We start from the raw sequence: 17,368 nt of genomic DNA on the forward strand, positions 1-17,368 counted from the left end.
GAGGACCACCAGCAGCGATAGCGGGAGGAACCATCGTGAGCGAGTCGAGCAGGGGCGACAGGGCGGGCGAGGCGGACCGGTCGCGGACCGTGACCGGTGAGGACGAGGTCGTCGATATCTGCCGCGATCTGATCCGCATGGACACCAGCAACTACGGCGACCACTCGGGCCCGGGGGAGCGCAAGGCCGCCGAGTACGTCGCGGAGAAGCTCGCCGAGGTGGGGCTCGAACCGCAGATCTTCGAATCGCACCCCGGCCGTGCCTCCACGGTGGCCCGCATCGAGGGCGAGGACCGCTCCCGGCCCGCGCTGCTCATCCACGGCCACACCGACGTCGTACCGGCGAACGCGCAGGACTGGACGCACCACCCCTTCTCCGGGGAGATCGCGGACGGCTGCGTGTGGGGCCGGGGCGCCGTCGACATGAAGGACATGGACGCGATGACCCTCGCGGTCGTCCGGGAACGCATGCGTACGGGACGCAAGCCCCCGCGCGACATCGTGCTGTCCTTCATGGCCGACGAGGAGGCCGGCGGCACGTACGGCGCCCGCTACCTCGTCGACAACCACCCCGAGCTCTTCGAGGGCGTCACGGAGGCCATCAGCGAGGTCGGCGGCTTCTCCTTCCAGGTCAACGAGGACCTGCGGCTCTACCTCATCGAGACGGCCCAGAAGGGCATGCACTGGATGAAGCTGACCGTGGACGGCACCGCCGGGCACGGCTCGATGATCCACAAGGACAACGCCATCACCGAACTGTCCGCCGCCGTCGGCCGGTTGGGGCAGCACAAGTTCCCGGTGCGGGTGACCAAGACGCTTCGGCACTTCCTCGACGAGCTCGGCGACGCCCTGGGCACCGAGCTCGACCCCGAGAACATGGACGCGACGCTCGCCAAGCTCGGCGGCATCGCCAAGCTCATCGGCGCCTCCCTGCAGAACACCGCCAACCCGACCCAGCTGGGCGCGGGCTACAAGGTCAACGTCATCCCGGGACAGGCGACGGCGCACATCGACGGCCGCTTCCTGCCCGGATTCGAGGAGGAGTTCCTCGCCGACCTGGACCGGATCCTGGGCCCGAACGTCAAGCGGACGGACGTGCACGCGGACAAGGCCCTGGAGACCACCTTCGACGGCGCGCTCGTCGACGCCATGCAGACGGCGCTCCAGGCCGAGGACCCGATCGCCCGCGCCGTTCCGTACATGCTCTCCGCGGGCACGGACGCCAAGTCCTTCGACGACCTCGGCATCCGCGGCTTCGGCTTCGCGCCGCTGAAGCTGCCGCCGGAGCTGGACTTCGCGGGCATGTTCCACGGAGTGGACGAGCGGGTGCCGGTGGAGGGCCTCAAGTTCGGTGTGCGCGTGCTCGACCGGTTCATCGACGCGTCCTGAACGCCGGTTCGTACGCCCCTTCGGTGGCGTTTAACGTGCTGAAACGAAACTCCAATAATCGTCAGCGCGTACGTACTTGACTGAAAAGAGTGAAAGGGACCATACGCTCGTAGCCCCGCTACCTCCTCCTCGTTACAGGTGGTGCGGTCCGCGGCTGGGATCGCATTGCCAACAAGGAGGAATAATGCTCAAGAAGATCGTCGCTGCTGCGGCAGCCACTGGTGGTCTCGTGCTCGCGGGTGCGGGTATCGCTGCTGCCGACGCCGGTGCTCAGGGTGCCGCCGTGAAGTCTCCCGGTGTGCTCTCGGGCAACGTCGTCCAGGCGCCGGTGCACGTGCCGGTCAACGTCTGTGGCAACACGGTCTCCGTGATCGGGCTGCTGAACCCCACCTTCGGCAACACCTGCATCAACAAGTGACGTTGCTGTGCCTCGCCCCATGAGGGTCTGAGTCTGTGGGCCCCGGAGTGCGCGCCATGCACTCCGGGGCCTTCCGGCATTCCGCGCACGAGCCTCAAGGAGCGTGCGCATTCCTGAAGGTCATAAGACAGGGAAAACCTATGCGACAGGTCACTCGTAAAGGCCTGATCACGGTGGCGGCCGCGACGGGCGTAATCGCCATCAGTGGTGGACACGCGCAAGCCGACTCGGGCGCCCGCGGGGGTGCGTCGGACTCCCCGGGCGTACTGTCCGGCAACTCCGTCCAGCTCCCGGTGCATGTGCCGCTGAACGTGTGCGGCAACACCGTCAACGTCGTCGGGGTGCTCAACCCCGCGGTGGGCAACAACTGCGCCAACACCTCCCACAAGGGTGGCGGCGGCTCGCACAAGCCCTCGGGCGGCGGCGCCTCGGCGCACGGCCACAGCAGTGACTCGCCCGGAGTCGGCTCGGGCAACGACGTACAGCTGCCGGTCGACGTGCCGGTGAACGTCTGCGGCAACAGCGTCACCGTCGTCGGTCTCGGCAACGCGACCGGCGGCGACGACTGCCTCAACGACTCGGGCAAGGGGACCCCGCCGGGCGGCGAGAACCCCGGGCATCCCGGCGAGCCGGGGAACCCGGGGGAGCCGGGCAATCCCGGTGAGCCCGGTAATCCGGGGGAGCCGGGCAATCCGGGAGAGCCCGGCAACCCGGGGGAGCCCGGTAATCCGGGGAACCCGGGCGAGCCCGGTAATCCGGGAGAGCCGGGGAAGCCCGGGACGCCGGGTGAGAAGCCGTCGGACGACCGCGCGATCCCCAGCCACCCGGGGTCGCCGAACCAGCCGGGCGCGCAGGCCATCGACATGCCGAAGGGCTCGGAATCGCTCGCTCAGACGGGCAGCGACCTGCCCATGGGCGTAGTGCTGCCGGTCGGCGCGGGCATGCTGCTCGCGGGAACGGTGCTGTACCGCAGGTCGCGGTCGGCCGCCTGATCAAGGGCGCACGGGGGCCGCACGTCGGCCGCTTGATCCGCTAAGCGCGATGGAGGGCGTCCCGTCTGGTCGGGGCGCCCTCCATTGTCGCTCTCTCACCTCACCAGGTGGCCCGCAGCTGGCGGATGATCCGCCGCTTCAGCCGCACTCTGCGGCTGCCGTCCGAGTGCAGGCTCAGTCGGTCCAACTCCCAGTGTCCGTACTCCGCGTGGTCCGTCAGCAGGCGCGTTGCTTCCTTGCGGGTAACCCCGCGCGGCACATACACGTCGACAAATTCGTATTCCGGCATCGCATCTATTGTGCAAGCACAGGCCCGGTACGGATAGCGTCTGCACTATGTCTGATGCTGCGCAGCCCACCGCTGCCGAGGTACGCGCCGCCGCCGAGGCGGTCAAGACCGCGCTCGACCGTCACCTTGCCGCGGTCGAACGCAGGTCGGGGGAGGACGACCCGGCCGTCTACGAAGCGTTCAACGAGCTGGCCGCGGCGGCCGAGGAGTACGACGAGCTCCTCTACGACCGCTACGACGAGGTCACCCCCTTCGAGATCCCCGGCTCGGACAGCGATGTGCTGCCGCCGTACCAGGGCCCGGAGGAGGCGAACGCGCTGAGCGTGCTGATCCGCAGGGACTACGCCGTGGCGGAGCCGCAGCGGCTTCTCGCGCAGGCCCAGCGGGTCGCGGACCTGGACGCGGACACGGCGGGCGACAGCCCGGCCGCCGCAGCCGCGGGCAGCAGCGTGCACGCCGCACTCGGCGTTCTGTTCGGGGAGTTCGAGCCCGACGAGATCGCCTCCCGGCACAAGGAGTTCGGCCTGGAGGAGGGCGACTCCACGCTCTGGGTCACCGCGGCGGACGAACCCGCCGAGCCGGGCGAGTGGCTCGACGCCCCCTTCGACCAGGCGGACCCGCACCGGGTCGTGTGCCGGTTCGACGTCAGCGCCGTCTTCGACGACGATCCGGACGACGACGGCAGCGATGCCGACGACCGCGTCCGCGTCGACCCCGACGCCGTGGCGGTCCTGGAGGAGCTCGACGTCGTCGACGACGACGACAGGAGCCCCTTGGACGCGGATCGCTGACGCGGATCGCTGACCCTTCAGGGCCGTGCCCGCTGCTTCCGGGCGCCGGTGGATGCACCGGCGCCCGGAAGCGCGGGACGGACCTCCTCCGGCTCAGGCCGTGGCGGGGACCTGGGGGCGCAGCAGGGTCTGGAGGCGCGTCGTGCGGGCCTTCGCGGGGATCTCCGCCACCGCGCGCGGCAGCGCCTGCTCCGCGCCCTGCACCACCGACAGGTGCCGCTCGCCGCGGCTGAACGCGGTGTAGACCCACGGCCTGCTCAGGGCCGCCGTCGCGTCGCCGGGCAGCACCACGACCGCCGCGGGCCAGCTCAGGCCCACGGCCTGGTGCGCGGTGAGCGCCCAGGCGTGCCGCACGGTCTGCTCCACCTGCTCCTTCGGTACGACGACGGGGGCGCCGTCACACTCCAGGTGCAGCCCCTCCGCGTCGGCCCGCAGGACCCGGCCCAGCGTCGTGCGTCCGGGCGCCGGGACGTGGGCGACGCGGTCACCGGGGTCGAAGCCGCCGAACCGGCCGGGGCCGGGGTTCAGCCGCTCCTTGAGCGCGGTGTTGAGCGCGCGGGTGCCCGCGGCGCCGCCGTGCCCGGGAGTGATGACCTGGGTGTCCTCGGTGGGCACCCCGATCGCCCGGGGCACCGAGTCCGCCACGAGCTGCACCGTGCGGTGGACCGCCTCGCCCGCGTCACGCACGGGGACGATCACGACTTCCTTGCCCGGCGCCTCGACCTGGTTCAGCTCGCCGATGCCGACGCCGGAGACCAGCTCCCCGATGGGCCCGGGGTCCGGGACGCGCGAGACGACCTGCGGGCAGCAGCGCGCCGCCAGGAGATCGGCGAAGACCCGACCGGGGCCCGCCGACCACAGCACCCCCGTGTCGCCGCTCAGCACCAGGCGGGCGCCGTCCGGCAGGGACTCCACCAGCATCGCGGCGCTCTCCACGTCCAGCTGCGGTGCGTCCAGGACCACCAGGAGGTCGAGGGCGAGCGCTCCGTCCCTGTCCCGTCCGGGGCCCTCGGCCCCGGAGAGCAGCCCCGCCACGGTCGCCGTGCCCGCTTCGTCCGTGCCCGTCAGCCCGGCGACGCGCCCCCGCCCCGCGGTGCTGTGCGTGGCCGCCCACGCCCGCAGGCCCAGGCCCGCCGCGGCGGCCACGAGGGCGGCCGGTTCGGCGCGAGCCGCCTCGCCGCCGGTGTGCAGGACGAGGCCGTGACCGGCCGCCGCGCGGATCAGCTCGGCGGTGGAACCGGATGCTACTGCGGCGGCGGACTCCCAGTCGTCGGACCCCGGGCCCGCGTTCTCTTCCTTCGGCAGGGAGTTGATCACGCGGGCGAGTCCGTCGGCGAGGCTCTCCTCCGCGAGGGCGTACTGCTCGAGGCCGACCAGGACGCGGACCGGCTGCGCGGCCTCCTCGCCCTCGTCCGCGCCCTCGTCGTCGGTGCTTTCCTGCCGCACGGGGGCCGGAGCTCCCGGCGTCTCGATGACGTCCTGGAAGACCAGGATGTCGCCCTCCGCGATGGCGCTCTGCACCGCCGCGTCCGGATCGGGCACGGCACGCTGCCCGAGCGCCGCGGTGAGCGCAGCCGCGTCCAGTGCCGTGTGCCCGGCGACGGCAGCCTGTTCGAGGAGCCAGGCGGTGATCGCGCGGCCCCTGCGCTCGTCGTCGGGTCCGCACTCGGCGCCGAGCAGCGCCCGCGCGAATCCGTCGGCCTGTTCCGTGCGCACGCCGGTGACCCGCAGCAACTGCCAGGGGTCGTCCCGAAGCTGCGCGTCGGCGCCTTCGCCGAGCGCTGCCGCCGTCCGCGCGGCGAGGTCGGCGGGCGCTCCGCCGTCCGCGAGCACGGCACGGACCGCCGCCACCGCTTCGTCGCCGGGGCCCGAGGCGGCCGTCACGACGGGCTGCGGGCGCCGCACGGGTTCGGGCGCGGCCTTGCGCGGTGCGGGCTCGGGCTCGCGGAAGGCGCTGGCGGCAGGCTTCTCGCCGCTCTCCACCGCGCGCACGGCGGCCAGCAGATCGGCGGCCTTGCCGCTGAGCTTGGCCCCGGCGTCGACAGGTCCCTGCTTGGCGGCCTTGCGCTCGGCGATCCGCTCGAGCAGCTCCCGCTGGGCCGCGATCTCGGCCTCGGTCTCCGAGAGCTCCTTGCTCTCGGCGGCGGCGTCCGCGGAATCCGTGGCGTCGGCGGTGGCGTCTGCGGTGTCGCCCGCGGCGTCAGGACCCTCGGAGCCGGCGGCAGCAGCGTCGGTGTCGGTGTCGGCCGCGCCCGCGGCCTCCGGCGCCTGTGCCCCGGTCTCCTGCGCGGCAGCGGGCTCCGCTTCCTGCGCGGCAGCGGGCTCCGCTTCCTGCGCGGCAGCGGGCTCCGCTTCCTGCGCGGCAGCGGTTTCCGGCTCCGTACTCACAGCGTGCTCCAGTCCTGATCGGGGTAGCGGTGCACGGGCGCCGACACATCGTCGAGCGCCTGGCAGATCTCGTCAGGAAGACTAAGGGTCTCCACTGACAATGCGGCCGTGAGCTGCTGCGCGTTGCGCGCGCCGACGATCGGCGCGGTCACTCCCGGGCGGTCGCGCACCCAGGCGAGGGCGACGTGCAGGGGCGTGGCCGCGAGGCCGTCCGCCGCCGTGGCGACCGCGTCGACGATGCGGCTCGCGGCGTCGTCCAGGTAGGGCGCGACGAAGGGCGCCAGATGCTCGGAGCCGCCGCGCGAGTCGGCCGGGGTGGAGTGGCGGTACTTCCCGGTGAGCACGCCGCGGCCGAGCGGCGAGGAGGGCAGCAGGCCCACGCCCAGGTCCATCGCCGCGGGCAGCAGCTCCCGCTCGACCCCGCGCTGCAGCAGGGAGTACTCCATCTGCGTACTGGCCAGGCGCGTTCGCGAGCCCGGCGCCGCGAGCTGCCAGGTCGCCGCCTTGGCGAGCTGCCAGCCGGAGAAGTTCGAGATGCCCGCATAGCGTGCCCGGCCGCTGCTGACGGCGATGTCCAGGGCCTGGAGGGTCTCGTCCAGGGGCGTGCAGGGGTCGAAGGCGTGCAGCTGCCACAGGTCCACGTAATCCGTGCCCAGACGGGCCAGGGACGCGTCGAGCGCGGAGAGGAGGTGGCCGCGCGAGCCGTCGAAGCGGCGGTCGGGGTCGGGCACGCTGCCCGCCTTGGTCGCGATGACCAGATCGCGCCGCGGCACCAGCCGTTCTATGAGTCGGCCGAGCAGATACTCCGCCTCCCCGTCGCCGTACACATCGGCCGTGTCGACGAGGCTGCCGCCCGCTTCCCAGAACACCTTCAGCAGATCGGCGGCGTCGCTCTCCTGGGTGTGTCCCCAGGTAAGGGTGCCGAGTCCGATCCGGGACACGCGAAGGCCGGTACGGCCGAGATGCCTCTGCTCCATGGGCGCTGAGATTACTGGCCGTGCTCCAGTGACGTGAGGGGCTGTGGACAAACCTGTGCCTGTGGAGAACCCGGCCACCCCTCCGCCCGCCGCTGACGGCGCGCGGGGCCACGCGCTACAGTCCCCGGCACAGGGAACGTTACTGCTCAGTAAGGGGATTCGGCCATGCAGCTCGGTATCAACCTCGGCTACTGGGGCGCGGGGATGGACGCGGACAACCTCGCCGTCGCCAAGGAGGCCGACAAGCTCGGCTACGCGGTCTGCTGGGCCGCGGAGGCCTACGGCTCGGACGCCGCGACGGTGCTGTCCTGGGTGGCCGCGCAGACCGAACGCATCGACATCGGATCCGCGATCTTCCAGATCCCGGCCCGGCAGCCCGCGATGACCGCCATGACGGCCGCCACGCTCGACTCGCTCTCCGGCGGCCGCTTCCGCCTGGGCCTGGGCGTATCGGGGCCGCAGGTCTCCGAGGGCTGGTACGGCGTCAAGTTCGACAAGCCGCTGGCCCGCACCCGCGAGTACGTCGAGATCGTCCGCAAGGCGATGACGCGCGAGCGCCTCAGCTACGAGGGCGAGCACTGGACGCTCCCGCTGCCCGGCGGCCCCGGCAAGCCCATCAAGCTCACCGTCCACCCGCAGCGCGAGCACATCCCGCTGTACGTCGCCGCGATCGGCCCCAAGAACCTGGAGCAGACCGGCGAGATCGCCGACGGCGCCCTGCTGATCTTCCCCTCCGCCGAGCACCTGGAGGACACCGCGATCCGCCACCTGCGCGCGGGGCGCGAGAAGGCGGGCAAGACGATGGAGGGCTTCGACGTCGTCCCGACGGTGCCGCTCGCGGTGGGCGACGACGTCAGCGCCCTCGCGGACATGTTCCGCCCGTACACCGCCCTCTACGTGGGCGGCATGGGCAGCCGCAAGCAGAACTTCTACAACCAGCTCGCCCAGCGCATGGGGTACGAGAAGGAAGCCGCCGAGATCCAGGACAAGTACCTGTCCGGCGACAAGGAGGGCGCGGCAGCCGCGGTACCGCGCGAGCTGATCGACTCGACCACGCTGCTCGGGTCCGTGGACCGCATCGCCGAGCGGATGCAGGCCTACGCGGCCGCCGGGGTCACCACGCTCACGCTGGCGCCCGCCGGCTTCACGCTGGACGAGCGGATCGCGGCTCTGCGCGCGGGCACACAGGCACTGGAGCGCGCTGGGCTCGCCTGAGCCAAGGGGAGAAGTTCTGCGGCCGTGGTGGGGGCTCGGGGGTCTTCCCCGCCACGGCCGTCACGGAACACAACGCGCCGCGCGGCCTCTCGGTTACGGCCCCGTCCGTGGTCAGCTGTCCTTCGTTTGGCGCAGCTCTCCCTGACAGCTGTTGCCACACCCGCGCCACGGCATTTGACTTGCTCTTTGCGGAGTTCGCGCGGAGGGCATGGAGGTGCCAGTGATGCTTTCGGCCAGGAGTGTCTTCGAGGAGATCCTCGACAACGACGAGTCTTTCCAGCTCTTCTGTTCCATCGCGGCCAGCGGGGAGTCGCAGGGCGGCTGGGAGAACGGGCGCATCGCGGCGCTCCTCCCGGAGAGCCAGCGCTCCCTCACCCCGAAGGTCACCCGGCACGGCGCCGACGAGGACAAGCACGGGCGGATCTTCGACGCCCTTCTGAAGAAGCGTGGCCTCGACCCCGTCCCTGTGCCGCCGGAGACCGACTACACCATGCTCCTGGAGCGGCAGGGCATCGGCCTCGCGCACGAGAAGCTGCGCCGCGAAGAGCCGCTGGCCGAGCGGGACGTCGTCGTCTACCTCGCGCACAGCCGCGTCACCGAACAGCGTGCCGCCGACCAGATGGACATGCTGGTCACGTACTTCGGAGACCACCCCGAAGTCGGCAAGGCCATAAAGATGATCTCCCACGACGAGGACAACCACCTGGCCTACTGCCACGAGGAGCTGCTGCGCCTGGCGGCCGCCGGACACGGGCGGACGATCCTGGACACCCTGCACGAGTGCGCCCGTGCCGAGACCCGCGTGTACCGCGACGTGAGCCTCGCCGTGATGGGCCACATGGGACGCGTCCTGGGCTGGCCGAAGCCCAAGTCCGCGGCGCTCGCCTCGGGCATCCGTGCCGTCTACGCGTACGAACGCGTCGGCGGCTGGCGCCGGATGGTGTCCCTGAAGATGCCCCAGCGGCGCGACGCCCTCGGCGGTCCCGCCGCCCCGGCGCCCGGGTTCGCCTGAACCCGGGCGGGCACCGGGCGGGGCGCTAGAGCCAGCCGCGGCGCTTGAACTGCCGGTAGAGGAAGAACTCGAGCGCGACCATCAGCAGGATCACGGCCGGGTAGGACCAGACCCAGTGGAGCTCGGGCATGTGGTCGAAGTTCATGCCGTAGACCCCGGCGATCATCGTGGGGACCGCGGCCATGGCGGCCCACGCCGAGATCTTCCGCATGTCGTCGTTCTGCCGCACGCTCATCTGGGCCAGGTGGGCGGAGAGGATGTCCGACACCAGGCGGTCGAGGCTGTCCACCCAGTCGTTCACGCGCGTCAGGTGATCGCTGACGTCCCGGAAGAAGGGCTGCGCCGCGCCCTTCACGAAGGGCACGTCGGGCGCGAAGGGGCCCGTTCCGGAGAGGCGCATCATGGGCATCGCCAACGGTCCCGTGGCCCGGCGGAACTCCACGATCTGCCGCTTGAACCGGTAGATCCGCGACGCGGTGTTGCGGCTGCCGCCGCTGTCGGGCGAGAAGACCTCCGCCTCCAGCTCCTCCAGGTCGGTCTGCAGCTCGCCCGCGACGTCCAGGTAGTGGTCGACCGTGGCGTCGGCGATCGCGTACAGGACGGAGGTCGGGCCGTGCTTGAGCATCTGAGGCTCCTCCTCCAGACGACGGCGTACGACACCGAGGGGCGAGCCCTCGCCGTGCCGGACCGTCACCGCGAAGGCGTCGCCGATGAAGACCATGACCTCGCCCGACGAGACGGCGTCGCTGTCCGCCTCGTACATGACGGGCTTCAGGACCACGAAGAGCGAGTCGTCGAACACTTCGAGCTTGGGCCGCTGATGCGCCTTCAAGGCGTCCTCCACGGCCAGCGGATGCAGCCCGAACTCCCTGCTGACCTCGTCGAACTCTTCCTCCGTCGGTTCGTACAGGCCCACCCAGACGAACGCGTCTCCCGCGCTGCGCGCGTCGTCGAGGGCGTCCGAGAAGTCGGCCTCGCACTCGGTCCGGCGGCCTTCCCGGTACATCGCGCAGTCCACAATCACGGAGCGCATTCTTCCGAACCTCGGCGCGGGGCGCACTTCGTCGGCCGCTTAGGCTGGCCCGCATGCCCACGCTGATCCTCGTCCGGCACGGACGATCCACCGCCAACACCGCGGGACTGCTCGCCGGGTGGACCCCCGGCGTGGCCCTGGACGAGCGCGGCGCCGCACAGGCCGCGGCGCTCCCCGGGCGCCTCGCGGACCTGCCGCTCGCCGAAGTCGTCACGAGCCCGCTCCAGCGCTGCCAGGAGACCGTCGCGCCGCTGCTCGCCGCTCGGCCCGGCCTGCGGTCGCACACCGAGGAGCGCATCGGGGAGTGCGACTACGGCGACTGGTCGGGCCGCAAGCTGGCCGAGCTGTCCGGTGAACCGCTGATGGAGGTCGTACAGCAGCACCCGTCGGCGGCCGCCTTCCCGGGCGGCGAGTCCATGCGGGCCATGCAGACGCGGGCGGCGGAGGCGGTACGCGAGTGGAACGCGCGCGTGGAGCGCGAGCACGGCGCGGACGCCGTGTACCTGATGTGCTCGCACGGCGACATCATCAAGTCCCTTGTCGCGGACGCCATCGGACTGCACCTGGACCTCTTCCAGCGCATCTCCGTGGAGCCCTGCTCCGTGACGGCCATCCGCTTCACGCGCCTGCGGCCCTTTCTCGTACGCCTGGGGGACACCGGCGACTTCGGGTCGCTCGCGCCCCGCGTGGAGCCGCCCGGCAGTGACGCGGCGGTGGGCGGCGACACGGGAGCACCGTGATCGTCACCCGCAGTAGGGTGCAGTGGTCGCGCCGCACGGGCGCAAATGATCAATCGCAGTCGATCCCAATGGAGACAGGACGTGTCGCGTCAGGTGTTCCTCTACGACCCGCCGGAACGCTTCGTGGCCGGAACCGTCGGGCTCCCCGGACGGCGCACGTTCTTCCTCCAGGCGTCCGCCGGAATCCGGGTGACCAGTGTCGCCCTGGAGAAGACGCAGGTGGCGGCGCTCGCCGAACGCATGGAAGAGCTCCTCGACGAGGTCGTGCGCCGCAGCGGCGGCAATGCTCCCGTACCCGCCGTCGCACCCGCCGAGGTCGATGACAGCGCGCCCCTGGACTCGCCCGTCGAGGAGGAGTTCCGCGTCGGCACGATGGCGCTCGCCTGGGACGGCGACGAGGAGCGGATGATCGTCGAGGCGCAGGCCCTGGTCGAACTGGACGCCGAGTCCGACGAGGATCTCGCGGAGGCCGAGGAAAGGCTTCTGCAGGACGAGGAGAACGGGCCGCCGATGCTGCGCGTCCGGCTCACCGGGGCGCAGGCGCGCGCGTTCGCCAAGCGCGCCCTGGACGTCGTGAACGCGGGGCGGCCGCCGTGCCCGCTGTGCAGCCTCCCGCTCGACCCGGAAGGACATGTATGCCCGCGGCAGAACGGGTACCGGCGGGGCGCGTGAGCCCCTCCGGCACCGACCGGGCCGGTGCGTCCGACGGTGTCGTGGACCTGCTCACCCGCGGCGAGCTGACCGTGCGGGGGCGGATCCGCGAGGCCTCGAACGCGGTGCTCTACTGCTCGGTCTCGTACGAGGGCCGGGAAGCCGCCTGTGTCTACAAGCCGGTCGCCGGGGAGCGTCCCCTGTGGGATTTCCCCGACGGGACGCTGGCGCAGCGGGAGATGGCCGCGTACGAGGTTTCCGAGGCGACGGGGTGGGGCCTCGTCCCGCCGACCGTGCTGCGGGACGGGCCGCACGGCGAGGGCATGTGCCAGCTGTGGATCGAGGGCTCGGAGTCCGACCCGCAGTCCTCCGAGGACGGCGGGGAGCTGCTGGCCCTCGTCGAGGGCGCGGAGCCCGGCGAGGGCTGGAAGGCGATCGGCTTCGCCGATGTGGGGGAGGGGCGGACGGCGCTTCTCGTGCACGCGGACGACGAGCGGTTGCGGCGGCTCTCCGTGCTCGACGCGGTGATCAACAACGCGGATCGCAAGGGTGGGCATCTGCTGACCCGCGGGGGGCGTCTCTACGGGATCGACCACGGGGTCTCGTTCAATGCCGAGGACAAGCTGCGGACGCTGTTGTGGGGGTGGGCGGGCGAGTCGCTCACCGCCGAGGCGGTGGAGGTCCTTGAGTCCCTGCGGGACGGGCTCGTGGAGGGCGCCGCCCTTGCCTCGCGGCTGGCGGAGCTGATCACCGGGGCCGAGGTGGACGCGCTGCGCGCGCGGGTCGCCGCGCTGCTGGCCTCGGGTCGGCATCCCGTGCCCGGCGGCGAGTGGCCTGCCATTCCGTGGCCGCCGGTCTGATCTCTGGAACGCCTGCCACCACGAGCGGCGGGCTGCCGGGTGAGCGGTGGGCGGGGGAAAAACCGGCGCGCGGCGGCGGTGCAGTGGCCGGTCCGAGGCGCCCCCGCCAGGCCCCCACTCGTATACGGACGCTCCGTCCGGTTAGGCTCATGGCATGCATGCCTGGCCCGCTTCTGAGGTCCCCGCCCTTCCTGGCAAGGGCCGCGACCTCCGGATCCACGACACCGCGACCGGTGGTCTTGTCACCCTTGACCCCGGTCCCGTCGCCCGTATCTACGTCTGCGGCATCACTCCGTACGACGCCACCCACATGGGTCACGCGGCGACCTACAACGCGTTCGACCTCGTGCAGCGCGTGTGGCTCGACAACAAGCGGCAGGTTCATTACGTCCAGAACGTGACCGACGTGGACGACCCGCTCCTGGAACGCGCCATCCGCGACGGCAAGGACTGGGTGGAGCTCGCCGAAGGCGAGACCGCCCTGTTCCGCGAGGACATGACCGCCCTGCGACTGCTTCCGCCGCAGCACTACATCGGAGCAGTCGAGGCGATACCCGGCATCGTGCCGCTCGTCGAACGCCTCAGGGACATGGGCGCCGCCTATGAGCTGGAAGGCGACGTCTACTTCTCCGTGGAGTCCGACCCGCACTTCGGTGAGGTCTCCGGACTCGACGCCTCCGCGATGAAGCTGCTCTCCGCCGAGCGCGGCGGCGACCCGGACCGGCCGGGCAAGAAGGACCCGCTCGACCCGATGCTCTGGATGGCCGCCCGCGAGGGCGAGCCGAGCTGGGACGGCGCGTCCCTCGGCCGTGGCCGCCCCGGCTGGCACATCGAGTGCGTCGCCATCGCCCTCGACCACCTGGGGATGGGCTTCGACGTGCAGGGCGGCGGCTCCGACCTCGCCTTCCCGCACCACGAGATGGGCGCCTCGCACGCCCAGGCGCTCACCGGCGAGCACCCGTTCGCCAAGGCGTACGTGCACGCCGGCATGGTCGCCCTGGACGGCGCGAAGATGTCCAAGTCCAAGGGCAACCTCGTCTTCGTGTCGAAGCTGAGGCGCGACGGGACCGACCCGGCCGCCATCCGCCTGGCGCTGCTCGCCCACCACTACCGCGCCGACTGGGAGTGGACCGACGCCGTCCTGACCGAGGCCGTGGAGCGCCTCGGCCGGTGGCGTGCCGCAGTCTCCCGTCCCGACGGACCCTCCGCCGACGCGCTGGTCGAGGAGATCCGCGTGGCCCTGGCCGACGACCTGGACGCCCCGGCCGCGCTCGCCGCGGTCGACGCCTGGGCCGCCCGCCAGGAGGCCGAGGGCGGCACGGAGGAGGGCGCCCCCGGCGTCGTCTCCCGTGCGGTCGACGCGCTGCTCGGCGTGGCCCTGTAGGACCTGTTCGCCGGGCCGCTGCCGGATTCCCTTCCAGGAGTCCAGTAGTGGCTCGGCAAAGTCCATGGCCACCACACCCTCCGGGGCGTTAGACACCGGCCATGAGATCACCCACCCGCTTCAGACGGGCGGCCGTCGCAGCCGCCCTGCTCGGTCTCCTCGCGGTGTTCGCCGGCCCCGGTGGCGGCGCCGCGCAAGCCGCCGACGATCCCGCGACCACGGTCGGGGACGTCACGGACTTCGCCGCCGACGGTTCCGTGTACCGCCTCACCGCGGGCAAGGCCGTGGCCCGCGTCAGCTTCGTGTCGGACGAGACGTTCCGGCTCGAACTCGCCCCCGACGGCGCGTTCACCGATCCGACCGGCAAGGACATCGTCCTTCCACAGGGGGACCCGCCGCGCACCAAGTGGGCCGACAAGGGCGACCGCTACGAACTGCGCACCTCCAAGGTGACGCTGCGCGCCTACAAGTCCCCGCTGCGCTTCGCCCTGTACCGCTCCGACGGCACCCAAATCTGGGCCGAGTCCAAGGGCCTGAGCTGGACCAAGGACGCCACCACCCAGAGCCTGGCCCGCGGCGCCGACGAGCAGTACTACGGCGCCGGGATGCAGAACGGCCGCGGCAACACCTCGCACCGCGGCAAGAAGGTCGAGGTGAGCGTCGACTACAACTGGGACGACGGCGGCCACCCCAACTCCGTGCCGTTCTACCTGTCTTCGCAGGGCTACGGAGTCTTCCGGAACACGTACGCCCCCAACACCTATGACTTCGCGGAGCCGGTGACGGCCACCGCCGAGGAACAGCGCTTCGACGCCTACTACTTCGCGGGACGCGGCGCCAAGGACGTCAAGGGAGTCATAGGGCAGTACACCAAGCTCACCGGAAAGCCGTTCCTGCCGCCCATGTACGGGATGGAGATCGGTGACGCCGACTGCTACCTCCACAACGCCAACCAGGGCGAGCGGCACACCCTGGACTCCCTGAAGATCGCGGACGAGTACAAGAAGCACGACATGCCGAACGGCTGGATGCTCGTCAACGACGGGTACGGCTGCGGCTACGAGGACCTCGCCGAGACCGCCAAGGGCCTCCAGGACCGCGACATGCAGCTCGGGCTGTGGACCGAGGACGGCATCGACAAGATCGCAGACCAGGTCAAGGCGGGCCAGCGCATCGCCAAGCTCGACGTCGCCTGGGTCGGCGACGGCTACAAGAAGGCGCTCGACGGCTGCAAGGACGCCTACAAGGGCATCGAGGACAACAGCGATGCCCGCGGCTTCACCTGGGCCCCCGAGAGCTGGTCGGGCGCCCAGCGCTGCGGAGTGCAGTGGTCCGGCGACCAGAGCGGCAGCTGGGAGTACATCCGCTGGCAGATCCCCACGTACGCGGGCGCGACCATGTCCGGCATGGCCTACACGACCGGTGACGTGGACGGCATCTTCGGAGGCAGCGCCAAGACGTACGCGCGCGACCTCCAGTGGAAGTCGTTCCTGCCGGTCACGATGACGATGGACGGCTGGGCGGCCAACGACAAGCAGCCCTTCCGCTACGGAGAGCCCTACACCTCCATCAACCGCAAGTACCTGAAGCTGCACGAATCCCTGCTGCCCTACCTCTACTCGTACGGCCACGAGGCGACCGAGACCGGCGTCGGCGCCGTGCGCCCGCTGGCCCTCGAATACCCCGACGACCCGAAGGCCGCCACCGACGCCGCCAAGTACGAGTTCCTGACGGGCGAGGACTTCCTCGTCGCGCCCGTCTACAAGGACACGACCGTCCGGGACTCCATCTACCTCCCCAAGGGCACGTGGACCGACTACTGGAGCGGCCGTACGTACCAGGGGCCGACCACCGTCGACGGCTACAGCGCGCCCCTCGACACCCTGCCGCTCTTCGTCAAGGGCGGTGCCACCGTGCCGATGTGGCCCGGCGGCATCAGGTCCTACAAGGACCGCGCCGCGGACTCTCCGCTCGCCTGGGACATCTACCCGCAGGGGAAGTCCTCCTTCGAGCTGTACGAGGACGACGGCGAGAGCAGGCAGCACCGCGAGGGCAAGTACGCCACCCAGCGCGCCGACGTCGATGCGCCGCGCTCCGGGGCGGGCGACGTACGGGTGCGGATCGGCGCGAGCAAGGGCGAGTTCAGCGGCAAGCAGACCAAGCGGCCGTACGCGTTCACGCTGCACACCGGTGACGCGCCGAGCCGCGTGGAACTGGGCGGCGACAAGCTGGCGCGGTTCACCTCGAGGACGGCGTACGAGAAGGCGGCGCGGGGCTGGTTCTACGACCGCGACGACCGGGGCGGTGTCGTCGAGGTGAAGACGGCGGCGATCCGCACCGACCGGTCCTTCGCGCTCGAACTGGACGACACCAGCGCGGTCGGGGGCGCCGTACCCGGCGCCGCAGCCGCGCTGAGCGCACCCGCGGGTCAGGAGATCGGCGCGGGAGCGGCGGGCAAGGTCGCCGTCGACGTCACCGCGGGGACGCGGGACGCCACCGGGGTCGACGTCACCCTGGACGTGCCGAAGGGCTGGACCGCGGGCACGGCCCACGCCAGTCGCGTCAAGGCGGGCGCCACACAGCGCGTCGAGGTCGCCGTCACCCCGCCCAAGGGCGCCGACCCCGGTGAGCAGCCGCTGACGGCGACGGCCCGCCACCGCTCGGCGGGCCAGGACCGCACCGCCACCCAGCGGATCGCGGTCGCCGTCATGCCTCCGGCGCCGACGGCCGACACCTGGGCGAGCGACATGGTGTGGCTCAAGTCCAGCAACGGTTACGGACCCGCCGAACGCGACCGCAGCAACGGGGAGTCGGGCGCCTCGGACGGCCATCCGCTGACCCTCGCCGGGAAGACGTACGAGAAGGGGCTCGGCACCCACGCCGACTCCGCCGTCGAGGTCTACACCGGCGGCAAGTGCACGCGCTTCACCGCCGACGCCGGCATCGACGACGAGATCAACGGCTACGGAGAGGTCGCCTTCTCCGTAGAGGCCGACGGCAAGGTGCTGTGGACCTCGCCCAAGGTGACGGGTGCGTCGGCGACCGTGCCGGTGGACGTCGACGTGAGCGGGGCGCGGCACGTGGAGCTGAAGGTGACCGACACCAACGGCTCCAAGAGCGGGGACCACGGGGACTGGGCAGCGGCGAAGTTCAGCTGCGCGTAGGCCGGTCGTCGGCAAGGAGGCCGGCGGGCAGGCGGGGAGCGGCGCCGGGCGGGAAGGACTCCGCCC

The 17,368-nt window shown here is 71.5% G+C and carries 15 protein-coding genes; 11 read left to right on the forward strand and 4 right to left on the reverse strand.

The window, feature by feature from the left end:
- Nucleotides 1-35 precede the first annotated feature (35 nt).
- The 3 genes from ACFUPX_RS39525 (at nt 36) to ACFUPX_RS39535 (ending at nt 2,798) form a co-directional block, all read left to right on the forward strand.
- Nucleotides 36-1,388: a M20/M25/M40 family metallo-hydrolase gene (locus tag ACFUPX_RS39525; RefSeq protein ID WP_383333734.1), complete on the forward strand. Its 1,353-nt coding sequence runs from the start codon at nt 36-38 to the stop codon at nt 1,386-1,388.
- 184 nt (nt 1,389-1,572) lie between these two features.
- On the forward strand, nt 1,573-1,806 hold the full coding sequence (gene chpH, locus ACFUPX_RS39530; RefSeq protein WP_383333736.1) for a chaplin ChpH: 234 nt from the start codon (nt 1,573-1,575) through the stop codon (nt 1,804-1,806).
- Between the two features lie 140 nt (nt 1,807-1,946).
- Nucleotides 1,947-2,798 carry a chaplin family protein gene (locus ACFUPX_RS39535; RefSeq protein ID WP_383333738.1) on the forward strand — a complete coding sequence of 284 codons (852 nt, stop codon included), beginning with the start codon at nt 1,947-1,949 and terminating at the stop codon, nt 2,796-2,798.
- A gap of 100 nt (nt 2,799-2,898) precedes the next feature.
- On the opposite strand, the gene ACFUPX_RS39540 is transcribed toward ACFUPX_RS39535, so the two are convergent.
- Complete coding sequence (locus ACFUPX_RS39540; RefSeq protein ID WP_055544534.1) at nt 2,899-3,087, reverse strand: DUF5703 family protein; 189 nt, start codon at nt 3,085-3,087, stop codon at nt 2,899-2,901.
- 47 nt (nt 3,088-3,134) lie between these two features.
- Here ACFUPX_RS39540 and ACFUPX_RS39545 point away from each other — a divergent pair, with 47 nt between their 5' ends.
- The gene (locus ACFUPX_RS39545) at nt 3,135-3,878 is read left to right on the forward strand and encodes a hypothetical protein (protein WP_383333740.1); all 744 of its coding nucleotides are present in this window, start codon (nt 3,135-3,137) and stop codon (nt 3,876-3,878) included.
- A gap of 93 nt (nt 3,879-3,971) precedes the next feature.
- Here ACFUPX_RS39545 and ACFUPX_RS39550 read toward each other — a convergent pair whose 3' ends face one another.
- Complete coding sequence (locus tag ACFUPX_RS39550) at nt 3,972-6,266, reverse strand: helix-hairpin-helix domain-containing protein (protein WP_383333742.1); 2,295 nt, start codon at nt 6,264-6,266, stop codon at nt 3,972-3,974.
- Entirely contained in the window at nt 6,263-7,243 is a 981-nt protein-coding gene (locus tag ACFUPX_RS39555) for an aldo/keto reductase (RefSeq protein ID WP_383333744.1), read from the reverse strand. Before ACFUPX_RS39555 ends, ACFUPX_RS39550 begins: the two co-directional genes overlap by 4 nt.
- Before the next feature lie 165 nt (nt 7,244-7,408).
- Here ACFUPX_RS39555 and ACFUPX_RS39560 point away from each other — a divergent pair, with 165 nt between their 5' ends.
- Both ACFUPX_RS39560 and ACFUPX_RS39565 read left to right on the forward strand, forming a co-directional pair.
- Entirely contained in the window at nt 7,409-8,458 is a 1,050-nt protein-coding gene (locus ACFUPX_RS39560; protein WP_383333746.1) for an LLM class F420-dependent oxidoreductase, read from the forward strand.
- 223 nt (nt 8,459-8,681) lie between these two features.
- A complete protein-coding gene (locus ACFUPX_RS39565; protein ID WP_383333748.1) occupies nt 8,682-9,470 on the forward strand; it encodes a ferritin-like domain-containing protein in 789 nt (262 codons plus the stop codon).
- A gap of 25 nt (nt 9,471-9,495) precedes the next feature.
- Here the strand turns inward: ACFUPX_RS39565 and corA are convergent, their stop codons facing one another.
- Nucleotides 9,496-10,494: a magnesium/cobalt transporter CorA gene (gene corA, locus ACFUPX_RS39570; RefSeq protein ID WP_383333760.1), complete on the reverse strand. Its 999-nt coding sequence runs from the start codon at nt 10,492-10,494 to the stop codon at nt 9,496-9,498.
- Nucleotides 10,495-10,556: 62 nt separating this feature from the next.
- Here corA and ACFUPX_RS39575 point away from each other — a divergent pair, with 62 nt between their 5' ends.
- The 5 genes from ACFUPX_RS39575 (at nt 10,557) to ACFUPX_RS39595 (ending at nt 17,302) form a co-directional block, all read left to right on the forward strand.
- Nucleotides 10,557-11,243: a histidine phosphatase family protein gene (locus ACFUPX_RS39575; protein WP_383333750.1), complete on the forward strand. Its 687-nt coding sequence runs from the start codon at nt 10,557-10,559 to the stop codon at nt 11,241-11,243.
- A gap of 81 nt (nt 11,244-11,324) precedes the next feature.
- Nucleotides 11,325-11,915 carry a DUF3090 domain-containing protein gene (locus ACFUPX_RS39580; RefSeq protein WP_383333752.1) on the forward strand — a complete coding sequence of 197 codons (591 nt, stop codon included), beginning with the start codon at nt 11,325-11,327 and terminating at the stop codon, nt 11,913-11,915.
- A complete protein-coding gene (locus ACFUPX_RS39585; RefSeq protein ID WP_383333754.1) occupies nt 11,879-12,754 on the forward strand; it encodes an SCO1664 family protein in 876 nt (291 codons plus the stop codon). Before ACFUPX_RS39580 ends, ACFUPX_RS39585 begins: the two co-directional genes overlap by 37 nt.
- Before the next feature lie 154 nt (nt 12,755-12,908).
- Nucleotides 12,909-14,138: a cysteine--1-D-myo-inosityl 2-amino-2-deoxy-alpha-D-glucopyranoside ligase gene (gene mshC, locus ACFUPX_RS39590; RefSeq protein WP_383333756.1), complete on the forward strand. Its 1,230-nt coding sequence runs from the start codon at nt 12,909-12,911 to the stop codon at nt 14,136-14,138.
- 101 nt (nt 14,139-14,239) lie between these two features.
- Complete coding sequence (locus ACFUPX_RS39595; protein WP_383333758.1) at nt 14,240-17,302, forward strand: NPCBM/NEW2 domain-containing protein; 3,063 nt, start codon at nt 14,240-14,242, stop codon at nt 17,300-17,302.
- The last annotated feature ends 66 nt before the right edge of the window (nt 17,303-17,368 follow it).

Source organism: Streptomyces sp. NPDC057302 (assembly GCF_042667685.1).
GTDB lineage: Bacteria > Actinomycetota > Actinomycetes > Streptomycetales > Streptomycetaceae > Streptomyces.